This is a genomic window from Ruegeria sp. A3M17, from assembly GCF_003318255.1.
Classification (GTDB): Bacteria; Pseudomonadota; Alphaproteobacteria; order Rhodobacterales; family Rhodobacteraceae; genus Ruegeria.
In genome coordinates, this window is sequence record NZ_QOCF01000028.1 from 216,489 (window position 1) to 235,669 (window position 19,181).

At 54.0% G+C, this 19,181-nt stretch carries 16 protein-coding genes and 1 pseudogene; 2 read left to right on the forward strand and 15 right to left on the reverse strand.

Translation table 11 applies throughout. The annotated features are described in order from the left end of the window. Position 1: 1 nt before the first annotated feature. The 12 genes from DS906_RS15445 to DS906_RS15500 all read right to left on the reverse strand — a co-directional run bounded on the left by DS906_RS15445 (position 2) and on the right by DS906_RS15500 (position 11,710). Positions 2 to 1,027 (reverse strand): porin, encoded by a 1,026-nt coding sequence (locus DS906_RS15445; RefSeq protein WP_113791010.1) that lies wholly within the window; start codon positions 1,025 to 1,027, stop codon positions 2 to 4. 379 nt (positions 1,028 to 1,406) lie between these two features. Then, complete coding sequence (locus DS906_RS15450; RefSeq protein WP_113791011.1) at positions 1,407 to 2,543, reverse strand: energy transducer TonB; 1,137 nt, start codon at positions 2,541 to 2,543, stop codon at positions 1,407 to 1,409. Further along, a complete protein-coding gene (locus DS906_RS15455; protein ID WP_113791012.1) occupies positions 2,540 to 2,917 on the reverse strand; it encodes a biopolymer transporter ExbD in 378 nt (125 codons plus the stop codon). The genes DS906_RS15450 and DS906_RS15455 overlap by 4 nt, the downstream gene beginning before the upstream one ends. Continuing rightward, positions 2,914 to 3,279: a biopolymer transporter ExbD gene (locus DS906_RS15460; RefSeq protein ID WP_233494811.1), complete on the reverse strand. Its 366-nt coding sequence runs from the start codon at positions 3,277 to 3,279 to the stop codon at positions 2,914 to 2,916. Before DS906_RS15460 ends, DS906_RS15455 begins: the two co-directional genes overlap by 4 nt. Then, complete coding sequence (locus DS906_RS15465; RefSeq protein WP_113791013.1) at positions 3,272 to 3,937, reverse strand: MotA/TolQ/ExbB proton channel family protein; 666 nt, start codon at positions 3,935 to 3,937, stop codon at positions 3,272 to 3,274. Before DS906_RS15465 ends, DS906_RS15460 begins: the two co-directional genes overlap by 8 nt. Next, positions 3,934 to 4,368, reverse strand: coding sequence for a hypothetical protein (locus tag DS906_RS15470; RefSeq protein WP_113791014.1), 435 nt, complete (start codon positions 4,366 to 4,368; stop codon positions 3,934 to 3,936). Before DS906_RS15470 ends, DS906_RS15465 begins: the two co-directional genes overlap by 4 nt. Positions 4,369 to 4,528: 160 nt before the next feature. Continuing rightward, on the reverse strand, positions 4,529 to 7,057 hold the full coding sequence (locus DS906_RS15475) for a glycoside hydrolase family 9 protein (RefSeq protein WP_158541333.1): 2,529 nt from the start codon (positions 7,055 to 7,057) through the stop codon (positions 4,529 to 4,531). A gap of 45 nt (positions 7,058 to 7,102) precedes the next feature. Further along, a complete protein-coding gene (locus tag DS906_RS15480) occupies positions 7,103 to 8,029 on the reverse strand; it encodes a glycosyltransferase family A protein (RefSeq protein ID WP_113791016.1) in 927 nt (308 codons plus the stop codon). A gap of 1 nt (position 8,030) precedes the next feature. Further along, positions 8,031 to 8,999 carry a glycosyltransferase family 2 protein gene (locus DS906_RS15485; RefSeq protein ID WP_113791017.1) on the reverse strand — a complete coding sequence of 323 codons (969 nt, stop codon included), beginning with the start codon at positions 8,997 to 8,999 and terminating at the stop codon, positions 8,031 to 8,033. Then, the gene (locus DS906_RS15490) at positions 8,989 to 9,960 is read right to left on the reverse strand and encodes a sulfotransferase (protein ID WP_113791018.1); all 972 of its coding nucleotides are present in this window, start codon (positions 9,958 to 9,960) and stop codon (positions 8,989 to 8,991) included. Before DS906_RS15490 ends, DS906_RS15485 begins: the two co-directional genes overlap by 11 nt. 3 nt (positions 9,961 to 9,963) lie before the next feature. Next, positions 9,964 to 10,845: a sulfotransferase gene (locus tag DS906_RS15495; protein ID WP_158541334.1), complete on the reverse strand. Its 882-nt coding sequence runs from the start codon at positions 10,843 to 10,845 to the stop codon at positions 9,964 to 9,966. Positions 10,846 to 10,918: 73 nt separating this feature from the next. Beyond that, a complete protein-coding gene (locus DS906_RS15500) occupies positions 10,919 to 11,710 on the reverse strand; it encodes a WecB/TagA/CpsF family glycosyltransferase (RefSeq protein WP_113791020.1) in 792 nt (263 codons plus the stop codon). A gap of 267 nt (positions 11,711 to 11,977) precedes the next feature. Between DS906_RS15500 and DS906_RS15505 the strand changes: the two genes are divergently transcribed. Further along, positions 11,978 to 14,209, forward strand: coding sequence for a Wzz/FepE/Etk N-terminal domain-containing protein (locus DS906_RS15505; protein WP_113791021.1), 2,232 nt, complete (start codon positions 11,978 to 11,980; stop codon positions 14,207 to 14,209). Positions 14,210 to 14,372: 163 nt separating this feature from the next. Next, positions 14,373 to 15,136, forward strand: a pseudogene (locus tag DS906_RS15510) (IS5 family transposase). Here DS906_RS15510 and DS906_RS15515 read toward each other — a convergent pair. The 3 genes from DS906_RS15515 to DS906_RS15525 form a co-directional block, all read right to left on the reverse strand. Beyond that, positions 15,131 to 16,045, reverse strand: coding sequence for a sulfotransferase domain-containing protein (locus DS906_RS15515; RefSeq protein WP_233494812.1), 915 nt, complete (start codon positions 16,043 to 16,045; stop codon positions 15,131 to 15,133). The pseudogene DS906_RS15510 and the gene DS906_RS15515 sit on opposite strands and share 6 nt — an antisense overlap. A gap of 259 nt (positions 16,046 to 16,304) precedes the next feature. Then, on the reverse strand, positions 16,305 to 17,579 hold the full coding sequence (locus tag DS906_RS15520; RefSeq protein WP_113791023.1) for a polysaccharide biosynthesis/export family protein: 1,275 nt from the start codon (positions 17,577 to 17,579) through the stop codon (positions 16,305 to 16,307). A 70-nt stretch (positions 17,580 to 17,649) separates the two neighbouring features. Beyond that, a complete protein-coding gene (locus DS906_RS15525; protein ID WP_113791024.1) occupies positions 17,650 to 18,354 on the reverse strand; it encodes a sugar transferase in 705 nt (234 codons plus the stop codon). Between the last annotated feature and the right edge of the window lie 827 nt (positions 18,355 to 19,181).

The window sequence follows — 19,181 nt, forward strand, 5'->3', positions numbered from 1 at the left end:
CTTAGAAGTTGAACTGAGCACCGAAGTCAGCGCGGATGCGCCCGTCCTCGTCACCCGTTTTGATTTCGCCGATACCACCACGCAGCGATGCACCGCCGCCCAGGTCGTAGATGGCGCCAATACCGATATTGCGGGTATCGTTGTCAGCCGAACCGTCACCGTAAGCAAACTGCAGGGTGGTTGCGGCGCCGAGATTGTATGCCAGCGACAGACCGTATGCGGTACCGTTCTCGGCATCATCAACAACGTCATCGTCCGCAACAAACAAGGTACCCGAGAAGTCACCAAATTCTGCGCCCAGGGTCAGAACGGTCAGCGACTGCTTTTCGCTCGCGCTGTTCACGTTCGCCTTGGTCTGACCATAAGCCAGAGCGGCAGTGATGTTGTTGAAGGTGTAGGTTGCGCTGACGTCCCAGCGGTCTGCGTCCTGCGCAACACCGTCAAAAGCAATCGTTGCCTGGTCATATGACGCGCCGAATGCGAAATCGCCAACTGCGTACTGGAAGAACACAGCATTCGCGCCTGAACCGGTCGAGGTGTACTCTAGGAAGCTGTAGTTCACGCCCGAATACTGACCCAGAAACTCTTCCAGGCCCGGTTCGTTACCGAAGTAGTTTGCCAGGTTGTCAAAGGAACCTGCAACGTTGCCGGCGTCAACACGCAGACCACCGTAGATGACCGAGAAGCGTGCGCCGTTCAGGCCCGCGCTGTTCTGTTCGCCGTTGCCGGAATCGTCATCAGCCTGCAGACGCACACGTGCCTGGAACTCAACGCCGCCATCGGTTTCTGCGGTGCCGTCGATGTTCAGGCGGAAACGCGAGACCAGGATGGTGTTGTCGGTGTCGACGTTCGCGGTGCCATCAGCGACGATGTCGCCGTTTGCGTCCGTGGTAAAGTTGTTAACAGTACCGGTGCGATCTTCTTGGTAGCCAATACCAAAACGACCGTAGCCGCTGAATTTAACGTCGGCCGCTGCAACGCTTGCAGTTGCAATCAGAGCCGTCGATGCAATGAGAAGATTTTTCATGGTAAACCCACAAGTTTTGAGAGGAGTGCAGCCGCTATGGCGACTGCTGGCCTACTCGGACAAATTCCGAGCGTGCGCAATGGTTTCGCTGTATTTCATTCTGGGCAAGGTTGGTATTTGTTGCATCTTTGCAAATGCAGAATACCGCACAAAACCCAATTTCCTGAGTATTTACGTATGTTTCGCGATCAGCAGTGTTTCGTTACAAAAAGTTGATCAAAGAAATGCGACGATGCCCCTTTAAATGCCAAGAAACGTACATGTTTGCAATTGAGACTTCCTGGGGTCTGGTCCCACCTGCCGAAAATGGGCAGGTTTGGGCAAAATCCCGCTCAAAACAGGTTCTGTGATGGATAAATCGGGTGAGGAAACCCACCAATCAATTGCTTGTGTAGAAAAAGGACAGCTTGCGGCTGGCCCCACCTGGCGGCAACGGAAAAGGCGAGGCCGCCTGCACCTGCGCCCGTGCAGCTCGGTCAACATCGGACGACCCGGAACTGTCGACGACATCAACCCAGGCCAGCGTGCCATCGGGATTGATTTCGAAAAACACTTTGGCAAACCCTCGGGCCGCTACAAATACCGGGGGCGCGCGGTTCAGGTGGACCAAGACCTCACCCGCATAGTTGGTGGTGTCCGAATTTCCGGGGCCACGCCCGCCCGAACGGCTGCCGCTGCTGCCGGACGTGAAGGCATCCAGCCCTTCGCGCCTATAGGCGTAAAGGGGCGATTCAACCACCTCTGACGGGAACTGCAACTCGCTGAAGTCCCGCGCGCCGTTCAGGGTGCCCCGCCTTTCGGGCGTTGGTTGCCGGTCGGGGCGCTGCGGTCGGATCGAGGACGTCACGGCCAGCTCTGTCACATCCTCCGTCGCATCCTGGTCGGTCGGTTCAACCGGATCATCCGGCTCAATCGCCTCGTTCTCCAACGGGACAACGGGAATCGCAGCCTCGGGCGACGGGGTGACCGGCAGCGCTGCCAGCTCTTGCGGTTCGGGCGCTACGGGCTGGACTTCGGTCGCGATCTCTGGCTCTACCGCGTCTGCCTCTGGGTTTCCTTCTGGCGCTTCGGTCGCCGTTTCCGCCTCGACGGGTGGGGTTTCGTTGACATCTTCGCTGGCGGCAGCATCCCCTTCGGATGTGTTTTCGGTCTCTGCCACATCGGGTTCCACCGGTTCCGTGGCAGTCGGCTGGACCACTTCGGCTTCGCCAATATCAGGCGCGTATACCTCCTGCGGGTTTTCCGACGCTACAAGCGCCTCACTGACCGGGATTTCTGGTTCCTCAGGCCGCGTTTCCACCGGTCGCTCTGGTGCCTCGGCCGGTTCGGGTTCAACCGGCTCGGCGACAACCTCGGCAAGGTCCTCGAATGTCGTGCTTAGCTCAATTGATTCAGGCGCTTGACCGCCTGGCGCGTCTTCTGCAAGCCGCTGCCCGGTCACGCTTAACCCCATCAGGTGCAAAAACAGCGACACCAGAATGGCCGCCGCCGCAATCAAAACCGACCGGCGGATCATTCCAGCGCCTTCTCGGTCACAACAAAGACGGATGACGCGCCCAGACGGCGTAGCGCTCCGGTCACCTCGATCAGACGCGGGCCCGGTGCGTTTCGGTCGGGGACGATGCGCACAGCCTCAGCCCCCTGGCCACGCATATGCGTTTCGGGGTCGGTTGGAATTCCACGATAGCTCAGCGTGCCGTTGGCGTGCAGTATCAGCGCGTCGGGTGGCTCGCGCCCTTCTAGGTCTGCCGTATTCACCAGCTCGAGATCCGGATCCAGCGGCGGGGCCAGCGTGCCAGTGAGCAGGAAAAAGATCAGCATCAGGAAAACGACGTTGATCAGGGCAATCGTCGAGTCGCGTCTGCGTTTGGGGCGCCTGTACTTGATCATTCCAGCACCAGAACGCTTAACCCGTCACGCCCGCGCAGCCGGACCAATACGTCGATGACGCGCTGCGCCGTAGTATCCGGGTCCAAACTGACCAGAACCTGCCCGGCCTCCAATTGCGTTTCCAGATCACCAAGGGATACCGGTTGCCCGTTCAGCACCAGCCGTTCCGACCCCAACTGCAGGAACAACCGCTCGGTCGGTGTAGCCGAAGTCGCGCTGCCGCCCACTGCGTTGCTCAACTCGATCTCGCCAAATTTAGAAAAAGTCGAAGTCAGCATGAAGAACAGCAACAGCAAGAAAATCACGTCGATGAGCGGAGTCATCGACATGGGACGTCGGACAAAGGGTGCGGTGTTACGCATGTCCGGGGGCGGTCGCCACAGCCCGGGTATCGTCGGCCTGTGGAACGGCCTGCCCCGGCACCAGAATTGTGCGCAGCGCCTTGTCCGCAAAGACCCGTTCGCGCGCCGTGCGACTTTCGAACCAGGACAACAGCATCGAGGTCGGCATCGCCACAGCCAGTCCCACAGCCGTTGTCAGTAGGGCGACCCAGATACCACCGGCAAGCAATGATGGATCGACCGACGACCCGGCGGATTGCAGGCTACGGAATGCCTCAATCATCCCCAGGACCGTACCGAACAGACCCAGCAGCGGCGCAAGCTGCGCCACGGTGTCCAACAGTCGGAAGCCGCGTTCAAGCCCGGCAAGCGCCAGACCCGCCTCGGCATCCAACCGTTGGTCCAGACCCGGCGTATCTGAGGCATTCATCGCGACCCGTACCAGAGGGGCAAGATAACTGCGGCTTTTGTCCAGACGGGCGTGGGCGGTTTGCGGATCGCCAGCATCCCAGGCAGCCAGCGCCTCGGACAACACCCGGTGACGCCCGACGCCGGATGCGGCGAATTGCCAGAGTTTATAAAGCGTGACAGCAACGGTCACCACAGACATCGCAATCAGGATCGCAACAACAGGCCCGCCAAGATCAAGGATTTCGCGCAGCGCATCAAAGGGGCTCATCCAATCAACTCCACATCTGTTCGGCTTTGCAGTTCCAGCCCGTCTTCACATATCGAACTATCCGCCCCGGCCACCTTGCATGAATTTGTACCGTTGATCAGGACTTTTCCGACCGAACTGCAGTCCCTGTCGGGCAAGAGGAACTGGCGCACACGCAGGCGATCTTCTGGTAGGTCACGGAAATTGAAGAGCGACAGGCTGACCACGCTGCCTGCGGCGTCAAAGATCACCGTCTCAAAGCTGGCCTCGTCAATTGCAGTTCCGGTTTTGTTTTCGATCACAAAGGTCAACCTACATGCCTGACCAAGATCCTGAACCGTATTGAGTTCCATGATCAAACCGGTCGGTTTGTTTTCCTCTGACTGGGCCAATGCCGCTACCGGCAAAGAGCAAAAGTTAAGAAATACAAGTGCCGAACGGAGAAACAACATTGACGCGCTCCTAGTTGATCAATGCGGAAATCTATAGACGGCAAGGCTCCGCAGGTGTTGGAGTACACATAGTCAAGACAGCAAGAGTGTCAAAGGGTTTCAACAGCTTTTGAAAGGCCCGCGATCCGGTGCTCTGAGAACCTTGGTATTATTGAGTAGGTCAGGCAGGCAGAGTTGCAAACGCGCAGGCCACCAGCCATTCCATCGCATTCGACTTGATCCCATGTTCGGCCGCGATTGCAATACTGTGGCTTTCAAATATCTGTGTGTAGATAGGCCAGGCTTCCTGATTGGGTGGGTAGAACGCTCCGGCGGTCTTACGCTGTTCCCATTCATACAACTTGCCCCCCGCTACGCCGAAACTGATCTGTCCGGGGATTTTTTTGCCACTGAGTTCGTCCGTAAAGAGCGGATCAGAAAATTCCCGATGCCCCACCCCTTGCACGAAACTTACGTTGGCGGGGTTACATCCCAGTCCGAACCACATTCCCTCAACTGCAGCGTTATGCACTTCCGTGGTCGCCTCACCTTCTGACGCGAAATACATTGCCATTTGCCCCGCCCGCCAGTTCGAGCCGGGGCCAAAGCGCAGCCATCCCAGACCCCAGGGATAAGCGGCAGTGTTGTGCAGTCCGAAATCGCGCCCCATGCGCTTACCGTTCAGGGTTCGATGCTTGATCCACCCTTCGATGGCTGCAACGATCTCGGCATAAACCTTTCGACCCTCGCGCCCGGCCCGCACATATTCAAGATAAGCGGCCGGAAACACTTCTTTTTTCAAAGAAGAGTCTGGCTTCTCGGCTTGTGGCACGAAAGGGTTTTGGTCTTCAAATACCTTGCGCGCTTGCGGATTTCCGCTAGCTCGGTAGACAACCGCGGCCGAGGCGATACGAACCTGGTTAACTCTGCTCAGTGCAGAGTCAGAAAAGCCGTCGGTTGGCTGTTGTTCGGCCCAAAGCCAGGCGCGTGTTGCCTCGGCGACGATGGCACTTCCTAGAACGGTATCGCCGCAGACGTGATGGATCACGTGTCCCAGCTTTGCAGCCCCATAAGCAAAACGATAGGCAGCCCAATCCTCTGGGCCATAAGCATAGGTTTTCTGAACCGGGTTCCATGACACCGAGCCCAGAATTCCGCTGATAGAATACTCGACCCCTCCGATAATCGCACCATTTTCGTGCTGAGTTCGACGCCACAGCGATGCCCCCCACAGTGCCTCGTGGATCAGATCAGGCAGAACGGTTTCGCCGTCACCCCTATCGTCATCGTCTTTGCGCGATGCGACATCCGCGTGCGAAAAGGTTTTGTCGCTTTCCGGAAGGTTCAGATTCAGACTGCGACAGTGGGGGAAGGTCTCGACGATATCGGCCATGTGAAAGACGACATCCATATGTTGAATGCGCCGATCCCAATCCCCCGCATCATGCCAACCGCCCCAAGCTTTAGGGTTGGCCTTCATAGATGAGCGCTCGGGTGCGGTGTCTGACCCGCCCAGAGCGTTTACATTGTCCGACAGCGCTTTTGGGGCCCGCACCTTGCCGTAGCCATCCCTCATGTACCCAAGCTTCAGATCCGTCTGCCAGACCTTCAGCCCATCTGCCGGATGCCCGTTGCGGGGACGGGTTCGGCCCTCACCAAAAGGTGCGGCGATCTCACAGCCAGACCTTTGGTGGAAATACCATCGTGCGGCCAGGCGGAGCGCTTCATCATAGGCCGCCAGGGATACGTTGAACGGGAATGACCGCCCTAATCCAGCTACCTGAACCTGGTATTCACCATCAAGTTCAAGGTCGGAGAAGTCGGCCTCATAAATACTGCAACCATTGAAGTTAAGGCCCTTCCGATGTGGTTCTTCGGAGGGTTTGGCCAAGGTCAAACGACCCGATCGAACAACCGCACCATCTTGCGTGGAAACCAAGCTCCATTCTGTTGCGGGTGACAACAGTGCATCAGTGTTGCCATTTTTGCCGACCTGATCCTGTCCCAGCCAACTGCCGACATAAGCCTTTTTGGGCCCGGTCAAAGGATAGCCCGCCTGACACACATGGATGGATTCACTAAATACGTCTGGGTCTTTCACATATTCAGTCTCGGCAAAGGATGGACCCATGATTCTCAGAACCGCACCTTGGGGAATGGCGCGGTCCAGTTCAAATGTCACCAAATGCCGCTTGGTGCTTTCCCACCGACGATCAGCAACGGCTAGCGTGTGAATGGGCGAAGACTTGCGCCAGAGACCGACAATGCCCGCTGGCTGTCCGTCAATCAGAACACGCCAGTTGTCGGTTTGATCCGCCGCTGCCTGCGGCTGAATCGCAGAGTTACCGATGCGAAAACCGTCCTTCCGACTTTGCTCCTGAACCTTAGGCCAGGCAGTAAATATTTGCGGCGCTGTGGTATGCGCATCGCCCGAGAAATAGCCCGGCAATCCGTTCAGCTTGCCCGACGCACCAAACCCGTTTGTCGGGTCCGGTGACCAGCGCACCCGGTCGGAACGCAACACTTCGACCGGGGTCGACATGTCGAACAACGTGTCTATCACCGTCAATTGGAACCCATTCTCTCCGACATATCCAATATCGGCCCTGTCGGCGGCGGCCGCTGTAAAACTGGGCACTAGCGTACCCACAATTGGCGCGGCGGCTACCGCCGTGCCCCGCAACAAAAATGCCCGCCGTGAAAGTGGCATTTGCCCCATCCTCTCCATAAGCGCGAGAAAGCCCCTAGCCTAAGCTTACACCCTTCGATCCAAACTGCGCACGAACCTATAGATCAGTTTTGGGCGAAACAGGCTGTCAGGATACATAAACATCCCACAGACGCCTTCCAACAGCGCTAGTGGTTTGCGCCCATACTGATATTGGTTCCGAACCCCGGACCAGAAGATATCAATCTTCCGGGCACGCAGCAGGAATCGCAACCGCGACCCGAAGGCCTGCCGCATTGCCGGGTTGGCTGAAACCTTTTCGATGCACGGCACTCGCCGGGCAAAAGCGGGATCACGGGCCCTGAAGTTCGCTCCGCTGGCCACCTGCCGATAATACAAAAGTGGCGGTCCTTCGACTACGGCGAACCCTCCGATCAAAGCGACACGGCACCAGAACTCCCAATCCTCGCCATACACGAGGTCTTCTTCATAACCGCCGGACTGCCGCGCTGCATCGGCTTTCATCGCAAGCGCACCGCCATTCACCACGTAGTTTTTACGCAGCAACACAGCCAATTGGTCCTTGCTAGGAACAAGTAAGCGGTTGTCCACGCCATTCATCTCCTGACCCACGGTGTTGATCCGTTGAACACCGGCGATGGCTGCAACGGCGTCGGACGTTGCCAGCACATCCGAGTATCTTTGCAACGCTTCAGCGTGCAGCAAATCGTCCGCATCCAAAAACAGCACGAACTTTCCGAGCGCTAAACTCAAACCCAGGTTGCGGGCCGCACCGACACCTTTGGCCCGGCCAGTCACTGGCGTAAAACGCCCGTCGCGCCTAGCGAAACGCTCCAAGATCTCACGGGTGTCGTCTGTCGAGCCATCGTCAATACACAGAACTTCGAATTCCGTCATTGTTTGCTGGCATACGCTTTCCAACGTCTCTTCGATATAACGTTCCATGTTGCGAGCTGGAATGATGATCGAAAACTCAGGTTTTGAGTTACCCATATCAGCCTCCCCCCGCTCGGTCCACGCTGACAGCCGAAGTATTGTATTCGTTGAACCGGATTCGCAAAAACGCCGCCAGCATCCCAGCCCCGCGATACAATTCAAGCGCACCCTGGCGCCATCTTGCCTTTGAACCGAACCCCAGGAAGATGCACATCACACTCCCCCAGCCTATGGCCCCAACACCTTTGAGCGCCCGCTTTACAACTCCGTGGCGACGGATCAGGGCGATATGGCCCAATGTATTCCCCATGCGGAACCAACGCCGGCGGAGCCACTTCATCGTGGCTCGGTGAGCAGGCACTTGGTCCCAGACCAGAGCTTCCGCTGCGGCGCGGATCGTTCCACCCGAGTCGAGGCGAAGACGTGAAAAGAACTCTTCATCCTCGCCACCGGTAGTGTTGAACCGGGGATCGAACCTCATGGCCCGACTTCGAATGGCCGCGGCATCCGCCATGGAATTGTTGGTCGCCGCAGCCGGTAGCTCTGCCCCTTGCTCATAAGGGCCCATGCGGAACAGGTTCAGTTGCTCAATCCATACGGGTGGCACCACGTTAAAACGCGGTTCGACAGCTCCCTGCACCGCGACAGTATTTGGCAGGGTGATTGTATCCAACATCTGTGCCAGCCAGTGTTCAGAGGCGGTTTCATCATCATCAAGAAATGCAAAATAGTCCGCATCCGGTGGGGCCTCAGCCAATGTCCGGTTGCGCGCCGATACGATCCCGCGCTCGTGTTCCAGAACGTAAATCACTGGCCAACATGACAAATCCTGAATTTCGCCCAGAACCGACCGGGCCGTCGTAGCTGGAGCGTTGTCTGCGATCACGAGCGTTACGCGCACATCGCGGACGCCAAGCTGCTGATTGTTCAGGCTGTCAATCAATGCCCGCAATCCCTGTGGACGTTTATAGGTTGCGATACAGATCGCAATGTGAGGTCCCGCCTGAGATCGTGCGTCAGCGCTCATAACCGACCATCTCTAGCGCATGCCCTGCTATTCTGTCGAACCTCGCCTTTTTTCCGTCTGACCATGACGCCCAGCGCTTGATCGGGTTGAAATCCACAGACTTGGTCTCTGGCTGCCAGCGCTCTTGGTCCGAAGCCTTCGATCGGGACGATCCGCGAACGGGCATCTTGTCGATTTCATCCCAAGGGAACGCGGTTTCATCTAACCCAATATGATACAAGAGTTTTCTTACGTATTTATGCGTATCGGCAAGGATATCTTCGTAGCGGACGACCATTGTATCGTCGTTACGGTTCAAGCCACCTTCGGCAAATGTCATGATGGCCTCGGCACCCAAACGCCATTCATCCGCCAATTGGCGGAAGTTTTTGCTAGTTAGTGAGAACCGTGAAAACGTCTTGAGTGACGAGTCGACGACATCGCGCCCGTCCCGCAAACACAGGATGATCTTTGCGTCGGGAAAGATATACCGCGCCAACGAAAGGTCGTGAACATGCGGACATTTCAGCAGTATGTGCTTGCCTTCAACTTGGGCCTGCAACTCTCTGAACCAGCTGCCTGCGAGCATGGCCAGGACGTCATACTCTCCAACAACTTCCTCGTTCTTAGGGAAATACCGCAAGAAATCTCGAGTAAATGCCGCGGCGTCCCCTGCCGCATGCAACAAAGGGAACTCGTACAGCCGGCCCGGATCAGCACTTATTTCTGGGTGCATTGCGATCAAGTCTCGCAAGAAATTCGTGCCCGATCTTGGCATTACACCCAAAACGAGGACAGGGGCCGCAATTTGGCCACGGGCTTTTCGGGCCAAAGCGGCCAGTTGCTCGCCTTTTTCAGTTGAGATAACGGGCAGAAAATCTTCGCTGCCCAGAAAGCGCGCGCCCAACACACGCCGTGCCGTCCGCATAACCTGATTCAGGCGCAGATCTCCAGCTATTTGAACAGAGTTTGATACGCTCATTTTTTACTCATTCGCTGCAGTATCGTCAGAATGTAATTCCGGCCATGTTGGCCAAGGCAGAACCGCGCGCCCCGTAATCTGGGCCACATACTCAATATCCGACTGGAAATGATCGATCAGCATTTCTCGCGTTTCTTGCGTCGGAGGCGTAACCATCGTTTTGAGGTGCTGTTTGTTCATTGAAAGAGCCTGCTTGACTCCGGGTGCCTGTTTCAGGTTTTTCACCAGTTCCTGCATCCCCAGTGAACGCATTGCATCCCCAACATAACGCAGCGTTTTCTGAACCGCCGGGTATGTGTAAGTTATATTTTCGTGGTGCCGTTCCGTGATTGAGGCCGGGCGCTGTTCGGGTGCAACGCCAAGGTGTCCACACACCTGCTCGTATATCGCATTTGGATTCGAGGCGATGTCCTCGGAAAACAGCAATAACAGAGCGTCACGGTCGAAATTTGCCAACCAACGCCTCAAGTTGGCTTTGTACTGGCTTTGCAATGAATATGCGGGGTTATCCTTCCACGCATCCTCAAACGTTGTTTCCGGCGGAATATGGCCTTTGCGAATTTCGTGCATATGATTCGAAAACGCCCGGTCAATAGGATCTCGCAGAATGCAAATCAGCTTCAGCTCCGGGCTATATCGAGCCGCGCGTTCGGCCGCGTCACGGCTGAAGAAATAAGTCGGAGAGCACTCACCCCGTATTGCGCTGTCTGTACTGGCTTCAAAACAGCTCTCATACCATGTGTACCCGCGGTCATAATTTGCGGTAAAGAAATTCAGCTCTTTGGTTTCGCTGGTCAAAATCGAGTGATGACCTGAAAGAACATGATGCAGCCAGGTGGTTGCAGCTTTCTGCGCGCCAATACCTATGAAATCCACCTTTGCCACATGAATTCCCTTCTGACCAACTCAACCCACTAACAAAGCGCTGGGAAGACGAGACCCAAGCCTTTTCAACAATTCATTTTAACTTCAAAATATCTTTTTTTAGAACCACGCTTATCGTATGAGGGTACCTGCGAAAGTGTCTCTTGCGTATGTGCGTTGGCCCGGTCGCGGTGCGGTGCAGCCACTCTAGCCCGATCTTTTGCATCCAAATTGGTGCGCGGGCATAGTCGCCGACAACATAATGAAAGCAACCGCCGCAGGTTACGACCCAAGCGCAATGGTTCAATCGAGATGCAATTTCGAGAGAAAAAAACTGTTCTTTTGGCTTGCCCAATCCAACCCAAAGAACGTCAGCCTTGCTGGCATTGATGTCGGCGATCACCGCATCAACCTCTGAGTCATCAAAGTAGCCGTTTCGCCTACCTGCAATGTTCAGGCCAGGATGCAGCTCCTTCAACTTTTCGGCACAAGAGCGGTTGATATCTTCTGTACCACCTAGCAGGTAGTACCCGATATCGTGCTCAGCTGCTGCTTTGGCCGCAGAATGGATAAAATCCGTAGTTGCCGTGCGCTCAGGGATGTGCTTCGATCCACGGCCAAACTTGGACGCCCAAACTACGATCTGACCGTCGGCATGTACAATGTCGGCAGAATCTATAGCCTTAGCGAATTGTGGATCATTGTCGTAAAGCGATATCCCATAGGCATTCGCATCGAAAACCGTCAATGCGCGCTGGGCCTTACCGTTTCGACGGCGTTCCACGTCGTCCAACATCGCGGAGCTCAGTTCGGCGTCACTGACTAGCGCGACGGGCATACCACTGACAATCACATGTGGCAATCGCATTTGCGAAATTCGCTCCATCGTTACTCACTCTCAAAAACACAAAAAAGTTTAACTTGACCGACACTATCAAGAACGACTTTTTTTTAAAAACAAAAAACGACCGGCAAACCCGGATTGTATACTAATGGTACATAATAGGTTGCCTAACAGGGTCGCCCCTTTCGGTTTAGGCGTCAATATTGGCAATCCCAACACATTGTTTTTTGGCAAGTGCAGTTTTTTCTGTTGCCCACGCCCCTAAGACCCTATTGTTCATTAGTCGACGTTTGAGATTGTTTTTTTGTTATGACTGATCAGTACCGAAAAGTTTTAGACGCAGAGCTTTCCGGTTTAGGTTTATCTCCGGCAGGAGATCCTGAACTGCGAATTATTTCGAATATTGCTTGGGCTGTAAGGCGATCGTTCCTGAAGATTTTGTTGGTAGCTTTCATTTGTGCGGTTGCTGCGTATATTTTGACCTACGCTTCCGACACGAAATACACCTCGAGCGCGAAGGTGATGATTGAGACTCGCATACAAACCGAAACCCAGTTCACGCCGCAGGTGTCAGGACTCCCCTTATCGCTGACCTCGTTGGAGAGTGAGCTTGAGCTGCTGCGCTCGGCCGACCTTGTTGAAAGCGTGGTCGATCGGTTGCAATTGCAAGAAGATCCCGAGTTTTCAGCCGGAGATGCTGGGTTTTCGTTGTCGCCGATCGCCTTGGCCCGCGGCTTGAAAGATGGCATCGTTAACGCGATCAGCGGCGGCGATTCCACCGCAATCGGTGATCTTGAACCGGATGAGCTGCTTGAAATGCAGCGCGCAGCTACTGTCGAAAAGCTGTTAGATTCCAGGGAAATAGAGCAGATCGGGGAAATTTCCGCAGTTTACAGGATTAGCGTTACATCGAAATCACCGAAGAAAGCAGCAAATATCGCAAACAGCCTGGCCACTGAATACCTAACTGTCCTGACGCGGATGAAGCGGGATGATCTAAGCCAGTCACAGCAGTGGCTGGCAACCCGAATTGGCCAGATTCGCGAGGATCTAAACACGCTCAGCTCAGAGCTTGAAGCTCACTCGATTGATACCCCGTTTTCGCCCGAAGAATATGCGACCATTAAAGCGCAGCGTATTAAATCTGAGAAACGGGCTCAGCTGGTCAGTGCCGAGTCTCAGAAACTTAGAGAACAGCTCAATGCCCTCCAGCTCCTAATTGATGAGGGAAAAATACCGGACGCTGTTGTTTACGCGTCTGAAGTAAGGATTATGCAGTTCCCAGACGCTGAAGAGACACCGGAAGATCAGGCGGCGGCGCTCAAAACTGCAATCGGCTCTTCAGAGCTAAAGCTAGAAGTTCTCAGAAACCAGAAGGCGGAGCTGGACGAAAGCATCGAGACCTTCAAGGAACAGCAAATCCGTCAGGTTCAGCATGATTCGATCACCAAGCGGATTGAGAATGAAGCGCTAGTAGTTGAAGCAATTTATCGGGATTTTGTAGCCCAGCTTGGTCGTCGGGCTGAACAAGGGGATTATCTGGATGCTGGGGCCCATATTATTGAAAAGGCTCGTGTTTCCGTTGACCCTTCTGCTCCCAAAAGATCATCAACTGCCGTTGCAACCATGTTTGCTGCCATCTTCATTGGCCTTGGCTTTACCGTGGTCCACGAACTGCTGCAAAAGCGCTTGAGAACAACGTTTGAACTGGAAAGCGCCACCGGTGTAAAGCTGTCTGCGATCATCCCCGAAATCAGAGAAGAGCCAACGTTCGAAACTTTCTTCATGGATAAGGGAAAGTTTGACCCTACGCTGATGCATTATGGGCGAAAGCTTTTAGCCAGCAGTGCCATCGGCCTCCGAACCATGCGGAATGATGACGAGTCAACGTCGCCACCGGCGGCCGATTTTTTCGCCAAAAATCTCGAAAACAAACACGGGAAGCGGTTCTCCGAGGAAGGGTGCATGATCTTTTCAGGCGCTTCGGCCCTGCCGGATGAGGGAAATACCTCTTCCCTTCTGCTGATCGGCTCGGTCTGTGCGCAGGCCGGGTATCGAACGCTTATCATCGATTGTGACACGGTGACGTCATCCTATCGCGACCTGTCGCAGGTCACGGTAGAATCTCTGAAACTGGCAACAAATCAGCCATTGTCGTTCGAAGATAATATAGTGGGAACACCGCAGGATGGACTGGACATCCTCCCGTTAATCGGTGTCAAAAACAATACTGCCCAGAATGAGGCCGTCGAGGATTTTCTGTGTTCTCCGGCTTTCTTGAACCTACTGCACTCGCTGTCTGCATCTTACAACACTATCCTTCTGGATACGCCGCCACTGTTGAGCGCTGTTGAATCAGGGTATCTGTCGCAGCTGTCTCATCGGACTATCCTGATTACCCGATGGAACCACACGAGTCGAAAGTCTGTTCTTCAGGCCATGCGAGAACTGGAGAATGCGGGCGTGCGACCCTCAGCTTTAGTGGCTACGCGTGTCGACCTAAAACGCGTCAAACTCTATGGAGACCCAATTCTAGGGTAGCGACGCAAACCCGCTTTGTAGGCGGCGTTGTCCGTCCCGGTCTTCCGGCTTTGTGTTGCTCAAGACTTGGGTTTTAGCCACCCGCCTTTAGGCTCTGGACCCATTAATCCGGTTGAGGCCGTCAGGCCTACATGATTCAAGTTCCCCAAGCATTGGGGATTTAATGAGCAATCATTGCTGGCTGAGCGAAGCTCAGATGACGCGGCTCCGGCCGTATTCTCCGAAGAACCATGGAGTACCGCGGGTTGATGGCCGGCGAGTGCTCTGTGGTATTATCCTCATCAATCGCAATGGGTTGCGATGGTGTGATGCGCCAAAGGAGTATGGGCCATCCACGACACTCTACAATCGCTGGAAACGGTGGAGCGATATGGGTGTATTCGCGAGGATCATGACGGGATTGGCTGCTGAAACTCCCGACAACCGAACGATTTCTATCGACGCACCTATCTCAAAACGTACTGCACGGCCTCGAACCTGCGGTTAAAACTCGAGCCTGCGGTTAAAGAGGGGGTGTGGGCGTCTTATCGGACCAAAAAAGGGAGGACATGAACACGAAACCACATGCCGTCACTGACACGATTGGACGGCCGATCCGGTTCTTCATGACCGCAAGCCAGGTCAGCGATTACACTTGCGGCTAGAGCCCTGCCATCCGCCGACTGGTTACGGGGAGATCGGGGCTATGACGCAGTTTGCGTTCCGTGAGGCCCTTTTAGATAGTAGAATAGCACCGTGCATCCCTGCCGAAAACCGCGCGACAAGCCTGTCAGATACGACAAGCACAGCTACAAACGATGCAACCGGATAGAGATCATGTTCGGCCGCCTGAAAGATTGGCGACGGATCGCAATCAAATATGACCGATGCCTAAAGGTATTCCTGTCTGTAATCGCTCTCGCTGCAACCATCTTGTTTTGGTTATAAATTAGTGAGTCTGGAACCTACAGAACACCGCTGCCCGACCTCTGAGCGCCAATGACGGGCCAAGCCTTCATTAATACGCTCAAACCCCTCCAGCCTTTGCAATGCGGCATCCCGCAACAATTCACAAGTTTCGTCCGGCATAGACATCTTCTTGCCCTTGAACACCTTGGGAGTCGCATCGAGTGCCGCGATCCGATTCACTGCACCCATCGGCGGATCAATAAAACTGACAATGCGGTTAAGTACTTCGCCCGGATTTGAACTCAGGCTTTCCAGATAGTCGACAATTACATTTTTTGGGCCATAAACCTTCTGCCATCTTTCAACGAGATCAACGTAGCGTGGGCAGATGTCCATTTGGTAATCAATTTTTTCACGATAGAACGCGACCTCGTCTTCTATTTTGACGGCGCGCGTGGACATTCGGCAATGCGACCATAATTGATCAAACGGGTTTCGCAGAAGGATCACAATCTTGAGGTGCGGTAATTGGCTTTTGACGTGCTGAACCTCGTCATCATTCAGCATATGGTAACAAGGCGAGATGTCACCGCTGATCCGGTTCCTTGGAAAGAGGTCAAGATACCAATCCAAATCTCGACGCGCGGTTACAAAGCTCAAAGCCCAATTTAGGCGCTTCATATCCTCTTTTCCGGTTGCAACCTGCTTGGCGATCTGAGCCACTGCGCGGCGTTCTTGCCGGGCTGCCCAATGTTTCGAAAACAGAAAATTCCTTAGGCCACCGTCATAGCCGATCCTGTCACGCGCGAAGAACTTGATTTCTTTTAGCGGCGATACGTAAATCACGGTACGATCCCGGAGCAGCACTTGTAGGGTTGATGTGCCGCATTTTGGCATTCCTATGCACAGAAAATCAGGCCCGCGCCTTGTCCGGAAAGCAGTTTCCATGTTCGTTTCATTCCCCATTCCAGGCCCCCAATGCAAGTTGAGGCCGTACATGGCTCACTATTTTCGAAACACCCGTCAGAACCGAAGAGACTCCGGCTTGTTGGACCTTGGGGTAAGTGCCCCCCGGTAGGAGCTGTAAAAAATGTATCAACATCACTAGTCAACTTTGAACTCACTAAACTCTTAATACTTGCGAAAGGCCACGCAACGTTCTCAAAGCGCTTTTTTGACCTCAGCTATACCGTGCTCAACATCAACCTTATTCCGTCAACGGCACGTCGTCGGTGACTTCCTGAACCGATATCTCCAGACTGTCACCTGGCCGCAACTGAGTCAGCTTGTCCGCGACAAGTTGCTGAAGTTGGCCGTCTTTTACTCGGAAAATCGTGACAGTGTAGTCGATATCGGTAATTAGGCTTTCGGTTCCAATTTCATTTGACGCGCCGGCCAAATATTTTGAGATCGTGTCCAACTGATGCTTGGCGTCGCGTACAGACAGACTTGCATCCCTGCGTTCCTGTAGCAACCATAGGGTTCGTTCCTGTTCAAACTGTTCCTGATCTCGATTTAGCCGGGTCAGGATCAGGCTGGTGCCGGCCAGATCCTCTTCAACTTCCAATAAGCGAGTGGCGGACAAAACAGTTGTACGGCGCGTGTCCGCCAGCCGCGATCCCGCGGCCAACCCCTTGTTAACCAGACTGACCACACGGGCCTCTTCTTCCTCATCCGCTTTCAGCGCCTTTGCCAGCTCGCTTATTTGTTCTTCCAGAATTCTGACTCTCTCGGCAGCCTGTCTTTTCGCGTCCTCGAAAAAACCCCGTTCACCGGTCTCGTTTTGCTGTCTAATGCCGCGGATTTTGATCTGCTCAGAGATCAATTCGGCCAATACTTTGGGCGAAACACTAACGACCTCGGGGGCCGGGGGTTCAAGATCCATGTCCTGGGCAAGTTCAGTCGAGCTGCGCCACGATTGAACTAGTCCCTGCGCGTGTTGTAGGGCCGCTTGGCCGTAAGCCGTCTGCCAACGCAGCAGCTGGATTGGATCGATCGTCACGTCATCGGCCAACAACATGCTGCGGACACCACCAGCCAGCGCAACAGCCTCGCGTACGGTGATCGCCGGTCGGAAGTCGATCTGACCGGTTCGGGCCACGTCACCTCCGATAATGATTGGCCGGTATCCGTTGCGCGCAATCTCAATCTCATCGCCAGCTAGCTGGATTATGTAGATTTCGCCGTTCAGATCGTATTGCTTGACGATCTTGCCGGCTGCGTCCTGCCGGACGAGTTGTTCAAGCCTTTCCGTCGAAAGCCCCTGTGCCTCGAATTGTCCCAGCCATTTCAGGTTTACGTCGCCATGGGCGTCAATTGTTGCGTCAAAGGATAGGTCATCCAACCCCGTTAGGGAGACGCGAACTTGATCTCCTGGTTCAAGGTCAAAATCAGCCTCTGCCGCATTAGCAAAAAAAAGGCCGAGCACAATAAACGCACATGCTCTGAATAATTTCGACAAGAACCCAACAGGTCCGAACATGCTAAAACACCTTTGCTACTTGATCTGTATACCCACCAAATTGTCACAGGCCAAAACATGAGGCCCGCGATCAGCGACCCGTTCTGTTACACACCACACCAATGGTACGAAACAAAATTTTCAGATCGAACCAGAAGCCTATGTTGCGGGCATATTCGCTGTCGAAAATCGCGCGATGAGCGAACTCGACATCATTGCGCTCCGACACCTGCCATGGACCGGTAATACCTGGTTTCATGAGAATGTAGTCCTGACCCGGATACAACTCCTGCTGCTCGGGCAACATCGGCCGGGGACCAACGAGGCTCATGTCCCCGATGAGGACATTCCACAGCTGAGGCAATTCGTCTAATGATGTCGCTCTAATCAAACGTCCGAATTTAGTGATACGCGGGTCGTTGTCTAACTTCTGCATTGTTTCCCATTCGGCAACAGCAGACGTGTTTTCAGCCAAGTGTCTCCGCATCATCTCATCTGCATGTACAACCATTGAACGGAACTTCAGAAATTCAAACTCGTCGCCACCGATTCCAACTCGTTTTTGACGATAGATCGCAGGACCTCCATCAAGCCTGACAAAAAACGCGATCACCAACATAAGTGGCAGCACAAATGGAGCACCGATCAAGACCAATACAATGTCGATCAGGCGCTTTCCCTTGACTGCGTAAACACTCTTTAGACCTAAATTGTCATCATTTTTTATACTAGGTGTCTGATTTTGACTATAAATTTTAGATTCTTCAAGTTGGAATGAATCGGGAATATGATTCATATTAACCCCCTAAACACACAGGACAACACCGTCCTGAAACTAAAAAACGTATATAGCGAAATAACGCTACGACCCTCAAACCGGTCAGAACGTTGTTACCTGACTACTTTCTACTCAATAGATTTCGGTGCCATGACCGTTCTAAACGGCTACCCACCCATAATTTTCCTTCCGGTTCAATTTAAACTTCTGACCAGAATTTACCCGACGCGAGCATCGCACTTATGATAAAGCAAAACAACTTTTTTGTTGGGATGGCAGTGCACACCGAAGTGTTTTCGCACATAAATTGCCCAAGCCGCCCCCACCGTCCTTCAGGTGGAGTAAACACCTTGCCAATTCTTGAGCTCCAGTTTGCATCCATCAACCTGACCGCGATAGCGTCAGGACACCCTAGGAGACCGGGATCAGCTCCCTGTGTTCACGGGGGACTTTCTGGCGATTTTCAGGTGCAAATTACTTCTAAACAAGACCTGAAGACTCAAGATCAAGAAAGGAGTGCATACCCCGATCAAAAAGCTAAAAAGCAAGGCTGAACTCAAAGCCACCCCAGTGAAGGCAAATACCGCTAAACACATTGCTGCGACCAACGGGCCAGACAGTAGAAATACAACGACCATTTTCAGTTATTACTCTCGGTTAACTGCATCTACACAGTGCCTGCTCATCTTTAGCTTGAAATGTGTTACCATTAAGGCAACCCCTTCTATGGCCGCTACTCTGTTACTAAGGTGGCCAAACGCAACCACACAAGACGCATTCGCCGGTTGTCTGTCCGCGCCATAACATCCCTGCAATCATACTACGACTTGCCCGTTCAAAAAATA